Annotated in this window: 4 protein-coding genes; all 4 read right to left on the bottom strand. The window is 29.9% G+C overall.

Annotated features, from left to right (window positions below; genetic code table 11):
• The coding region (locus tag CD112_RS01825; RefSeq protein ID WP_103363758.1) for a CDP-glycerol glycerophosphotransferase family protein at nucleotides 1-1,551 on the bottom strand (1,551 nt) is incomplete at its 3' end.
• 224 nt (nucleotides 1,552-1,775) lie between these two features.
• Nucleotides 1,776-2,870: an acyltransferase family protein gene (locus CD112_RS01820; RefSeq protein WP_103363757.1), complete on the bottom strand. Its 1,095-nt coding sequence runs from the start codon at nucleotides 2,868-2,870 to the stop codon at nucleotides 1,776-1,778.
• A gap of 251 nt (nucleotides 2,871-3,121) precedes the next feature.
• The gene (locus tag CD112_RS01815; protein WP_103363756.1) at nucleotides 3,122-5,623 is read right to left on the bottom strand and encodes a glycosyltransferase; all 2,502 of its coding nucleotides are present in this window, start codon (nucleotides 5,621-5,623) and stop codon (nucleotides 3,122-3,124) included.
• Nucleotides 5,624-5,670: 47 nt separating this feature from the next.
• The gene (gene tagD, locus CD112_RS01810) at nucleotides 5,671-6,063 is read right to left on the bottom strand and encodes a glycerol-3-phosphate cytidylyltransferase (RefSeq protein WP_002479946.1); all 393 of its coding nucleotides are present in this window, start codon (nucleotides 6,061-6,063) and stop codon (nucleotides 5,671-5,673) included.
• Nucleotides 6,064-6,163: the final 100 nt, after the last annotated feature.

Genomic DNA, 6,163 nt, shown 5'->3' with positions numbered 1-6,163 from the left:
TTTAAAATCCATTGAAAAATATTTCTTCAAATGACTTTTTATAATGAATTTTGAATTAAATCCTTGTCTATACAATAAATTTTGACTAATAGTATCAAAAATATTGCGATTGGTATAAGAAAACTTAGTAATAACATGCACTCTTTTATCCAGACGTTCCATGTTTTGAAGCTTTTCTTCATTAACTAACTGATTTTCTATGATAACAAATTCATATTTATCATAATTAAAGACTTTACTTAGATTAATAATTGAATTAGTAATCCCATTGTTGTAAAATCCACCACCATAAAATACTACTATTTTTTTTGTTGACTTAAATAATTTTTCTCCTGACAAATCACTAAACATAAATTTCAAAGTGTTTGTTACAGAATCTCCGTTATCTTGAGAACAATATAATTCCAAATATTTATCGATATTTTCCTTATATTCGATTAAGTATTCATTCTCTTTGACTTGGATATTTTCAACTAATTCCTCTATATTATTTGAAATTTTACCTGGCAAGGTTTTTAAATCTAAATACATTCCTCTCTCAAATTCATACTCTGCTTTATCAGGCATAAAGAAATGAGTAGGTTTTTTTAACGGTAAATAATCGAAGAATATACTTGAGTAATCAGTGATTAATAAATCGACAGTAGACAAAATTTCATTAGTATCAACCCAATTAGGAATCATATGATTACCATAGTCCATTTTCATCATTTGTTCATAAACAAAATAGTGAGTTTTTAGGTATACATGGTAATCACTACCCAATGCTTTTTGTATTAAATTAGTCTGTTCAATTAGTTGTTTTACACTCTCATCAACAGAACCGTTTTCTTTCCATGTTGGTGCAAAAAGCACAATTTTTTTATCGTTCACTAAATTATACTTGGTTAACATAGCTTCTCGATTACTATTTAACGTTAAATCTACTCGAGCATTACCAAATATTCCGATTTCAGCATTTAAAATACCATCCAAATCATTACTTTTAATCAGTTTTTCAGCAGTAAATCTATTAGGCATAGCTAATTTATCTGCAGAAAATAAATTTTTCTGTATGTTTTTATGATCATTAAATCCAGCTTTTTTAATATCTTTCCCCAACGTTTTAAGTGGTGTTCCATGCCATGTATTTAAATAAACTTGCCCTTTTCTTTTACAAAAATATGGCATATACGATGTATCATTAACTAAGTACTTACATGTTGCTAATAACTTCAAATATTTTTTGCTTTCATATTCAACAACTGAGAAATTTTTATTTTTATATTCTTTTTCCAGCCATTTAATCATAGGGTCTTCTGTATTTTTTATTGCAATATAGCATTTAAAGTTCGGGTATGATTCAACTAATTTTCTAAACAATGCATAAGCATTTCCCGTAAAATTAACTCCGTGATATGATTCTAATAAAATCGATTGTTCATTCACTTTATTCAAACGAATACAATCTAGATAATACGCGTTTAGACGAATTCTCTCATTTAATAAGTTCTCTTCAATAGGTTTCGTAATAAATTTCGCTATCTCTTTAGCCTTGTCTTTAGTAATCAATTGTATTTCCTCCGATGTAATAAGACTAATAACTGTTCAAGTAATTATACTATATTCCAAAACTTATAACATCGTTTCACATTGATTATATTTTATTTATAAGCCTTTATTTGCTAGCAGAAAATAATTTCCATTAAAGAAATACCCACATACACAATCAACCATAAATAAAAACGCATTATGACGTTAGGTTAAGTTCTCGACATAATACGCTTATTTTGAAATTATTCTTTTACTGATACTTCTGGTTCTGGTTTAATACTATAATTGTTCAACACCATCGGATAAAGTGTGTTTCTGCCAACGACTATTCTTACGTATGGGAAGAAAGATAGTATGATAGCTAAGCCTACACAAAAACCTAGTGTGAATATAGTAGTTAATGTAAAGAATGCGAAAGGATACTTCACAAATGAAGCTAGTCCTCTAGAAATATGTTGGATAATAATTTGATGTGATAAATAGATAAAGAACGAGATTTCACTAATCATATATAAAGCTGTTAAGTGATATCGGCTTAATTGTTTTGCGACATAAATAGCTAAAACAAAGAATGCTGCTGTGAAGATGAATAGGTCAAAACGATTTGATTCTCTCCATGTAACGTTCAACACAAAGAAATCGAATGCTATAACTAGTCCACTTAGTAAAAGTGCCCCAAGTACATATAGTACTTTTTGTTGCACATACTGCATCACTGCATCAAAGTTCTTACCTATATAGAAACCGATAACAAAGTAAAACAACCAATTCAAAATAATTGTACGGTTAAATAATGGATAATACGTATTCCAAAACTCTAAATAAGTTGTACTATAGTACATTAAAAAAGCATGTCCAAAACTAATAACTAATGACACAACGATAGGTATAAGTGGTTTCATGCGATCTAGCACTTTATAAAACAACATATGTAATACAAAGAATTGGAAAATAACCAGTACAAACCATCCAAAGAATTTACCTTCTAACAAAATATTAATCAATAAGTGACTCATTGAGAAATTTTTACTTGGATCAAAATATATCTCGACAATCACAAATAATGCAAAGCAAATGTATGGTATTAAAATAAACTTCACGCGTTTAGTTAAAAAGTTATTAGGTATATGTTTAGAATACCTCATACCTAACAACATTTCAGATAACATAATAAAGCACGGTGTCGCACTAAATAATAAGACTTGAATGTAACTTGCGCTTCGTTTTTGGAACTCTGTGATATGCGGATCATTCACAAAACCTGTCATTGCATGAACAATAACGATAATGACACAAAAAATAGCACGCGCATATGTCAGATCTACTTTCTTTTTCATTTTGCGTACTCCCTTAATATTTATCCCTAGTATTAAAACGCTTTCAATGAATACATAAAAAATTCTTTTAAATATCAGCAAGCGATATTTAAAAGAGATATGTTTTCACAAATACGTTCATCATTATTAATTATATGTAACTTACATCATTTACGCAATAGAGTTAAGAACACTATTTAGTTCTATCGAAAGTTATTTTCAAAAATAAATAGACTTACGCATGGCGCGCAAGCCTATCTTTAACCGTTTTATTAATCTAATAATGAATAAAACTCATTTAGTGCAGTTTCATTATGGTTTTGTCCTTTAAATGTTTCAAAGACAGGAATCTGACCATTCATGAAACTCTTAATGTTTTCACCGACTTTTTCTGGTTCATTTTCTGTAAGAATTCCGAAGTCACCATAACGTAAAACATATCTGTTAGCCGGGATGTTTGAGGCAAGTACATTAACACCAACTGTTAACGCTTCAAGCAACACCATAGACTGCCCTTCATAATGAGAAGTTAACGCAAAGACATCACATTGCTTCATAATGTTAAATGGATTTCGTTTTTGACCCACCAAGAAAACATTGTCCTCTAATTGCAGTTTGCGAATCAATTGTTCTAAGTTAGAGCGTAACGGCCCCTCACCTAAAATGTACAATTTCGCAGTTGGATTTTCTTTAACTGCATCTTTGAAGCCTTCAATTAAAATATCAAAGCCTTTTTCTGGAGAAAGCCTACCCATCGCCATAACTTTGAAATCTTGATCATTAAACGGAACACTCACGATTTCTCCATTATTTAAATATGCTAATACTTTTTGTCCGCGATGCATAAAGAAATCTGTATCTTCGTCTTTTAATTTATTAATACGTGTTAAATTAATTGTATTCATAGCTGATGTAAATTTATCTTTTGTTTTAGACGTTGCTAAGTTTTCTTTATTAATTCTACATGTTTCTTCTGAAACGCTGACTAAATAGTCAAAACGATTATATAAACTGATGACACCTTTTAAGTTTTGGTAATGCGGACGTATACCATTTACGTTACGATTCATATCACTCTTAATGTCACTATGAAGGTACATTAGTTTACGTTTAGATTCTGTTCCTAATAGAATTTTTGACCAGAACATAGAATAACCACTGAAGTCTACTACAACGTCAAATTTTGAAATTCCGAAAATCTTTCTAAATTCGCGTTCAAATACTTCTGTTGGATAAACTGATTCTTCCAATACAGATTTAACACCTCTATTTTTAACAAAGATATCTCTGTATTTCTCTAAAGTAGTACCTAATAAAGGTCCTTTTCTTAAGATAATACGTACATTTTTATTAACTTCTTTCAAATTATCTAAGATTTCACGATTCTTTGTATCTCCCAAGAAAATCGTTACATCATATTTATCGTAATCAATATTTTCTAATAAATTAATTGCAGATGTAGTAATACCATTATTTTTCATTCCGCCTGGATACATCAATATTTTCTTCTTAGCGTTTTCTTGATTACTAACTACTGGCTGGAACATTTTGTTAACAAGACGTTCAGTTACATGTCCATCTTCATAAGGAACATATAAATCTTTAAAACGCTCATATTTAGTTTGATATACATCTTGGTTTGTTTCCGCTTCATTAACAGCTGATACAAGCTCATCTATGTCATAGACCGACGGTCCAGGAAGTAGATCTGTATTAATATAAAGTCCGCGGTCACTATTGTAATCCTCATAATCAGGCGCATAAAAAACAATAGATTGATCTGTTACAAGATAATCAAAGAAAATACTAGAGTAATCCGTTACTAACAAATCTACAGCTGCTAACAATTCATTCGTATCAAATGAATCAGGAACAAGATATGGCTTTAGTTCTTTATAATTTAATGCTGTTTTATAAACAAAAGGATGTACTTTAACAATAACCTGATATTCTGTTTTCTTTTCAAGTTCTAAGACCATTTCATGAATGTCAGCCACACTATCTTCGGGGTTATTAACATCAGTCCCACGCCATGTTGGCGCAAATAAAAGTGTTTTACGTTTCTTTAATTTAAGACCATTTTGTTTTAAATGTTTACGTACATCTTTTTTATCACTATTCAACGTTAAATCAATTCTTGGATAACCAATTTCAGCTAAAACACCATTATAAATACCTTCTAAACTAAACGCTCTTTTGAACACTTCTGTTGTATGAGGGTTCGGACTGACTAATATATCTGCACTTAAAAAGTTTTTAATAATATTTTGAGAGCCGACTAAGTTATCTTCTACATCTAGGCCCATAGCTTTAATAGGTGTGCCATGCCAAGTATTTACATACACTTGTTCTGGTTTCTTTGTAAAATAAGCGGGGAAAGTTGAGTTATTGATAATATACTTAGCAGTTGTAAGTACACTTAAATAATCGTCACTTTCTTTTACAATGAATCGCACATTTTTAAATGATTTATATTGTTTAGCATATGCTTTACGTTTTTTCTCAGAATCTACAACCCAGATATGTTCTAATTTTTTATATTTCTTATCTCTTAATAGATATTTAAAAACTGCATAAGGGCTGTCTGTCATACTCTTACCATCTCGTGCTTGATAAACTATTTGTCTATCGTTAACTTTGTTCTTTTTATAAAAGTTCGCATATTTCGTTGTTTTTAAGACATACTTGCTCTTAAACTTCGATTTGACAGGTTGCTCAATAAACTTATATTTTCTTTTCGCTTGATTCAGTATAAATCCGCTTACTTTATTCAATGTAGACACTCCTATTTATCTTTTTTATCAACATTAAAACAAAAGCTTTATTCTTTACCGTATAACTCTTTCTTGATTTGTGTCGTAGAAATACCTTCCGTACGTTTTAAATAAATGACTTCACACTGTTCTTTCAAGAAATCAAATTCACCTTCCCAATCGTGCCCCATCACGAATGTATCTACTTCATATCGATCAACGTCTTTTTGTTTTTGGCCCCAATCATTTTCAGGGATTACTAAATCTACATAACGAATTGATTCTAACATCATCTTTCTTTGTTCATAGCTATAGTAAGATTTTTTATTCTTAATTTTATTAAACTCATCACTAGACAATGCCACAATAAGATAATCTCCCATTTCTCTTGCACGTCTTAATAATTCAATATGTCCATAATGTAATAAATCATAAGTTCCATAAGTAATTACTCTCTTCATACTGTCCACTCTTTCATTCGTTTTTCTTTATTTATGATGAAACACATACTCTACTATGTATTTTGCAAACAATTATGCATTTATTTCGAAAATACGTTCA

This window comes from Staphylococcus simulans (assembly GCF_002902285.1).
GTDB lineage: Bacteria > Bacillota > Bacilli > Staphylococcales > Staphylococcaceae > Staphylococcus > Staphylococcus simulans.
The sequence above is the reverse complement of the archived record's forward strand: the minus strand, read 5'-3'. Positions and strand labels throughout refer to the sequence as shown.

Coding starts and splice junctions, on each gene's coding strand:
- CD112_RS01820 (WP_103363757.1), bottom strand. CDS start 2,870: ATGAAAAAGAAAGTAGATCTGACATATGCGCGTGCTATTTTTTGTGTC.
- tagD (WP_002479946.1), bottom strand. CDS start 6,063: ATGAAGAGAGTAATTACTTATGGAACTTATGATTTATTACATTATGGA.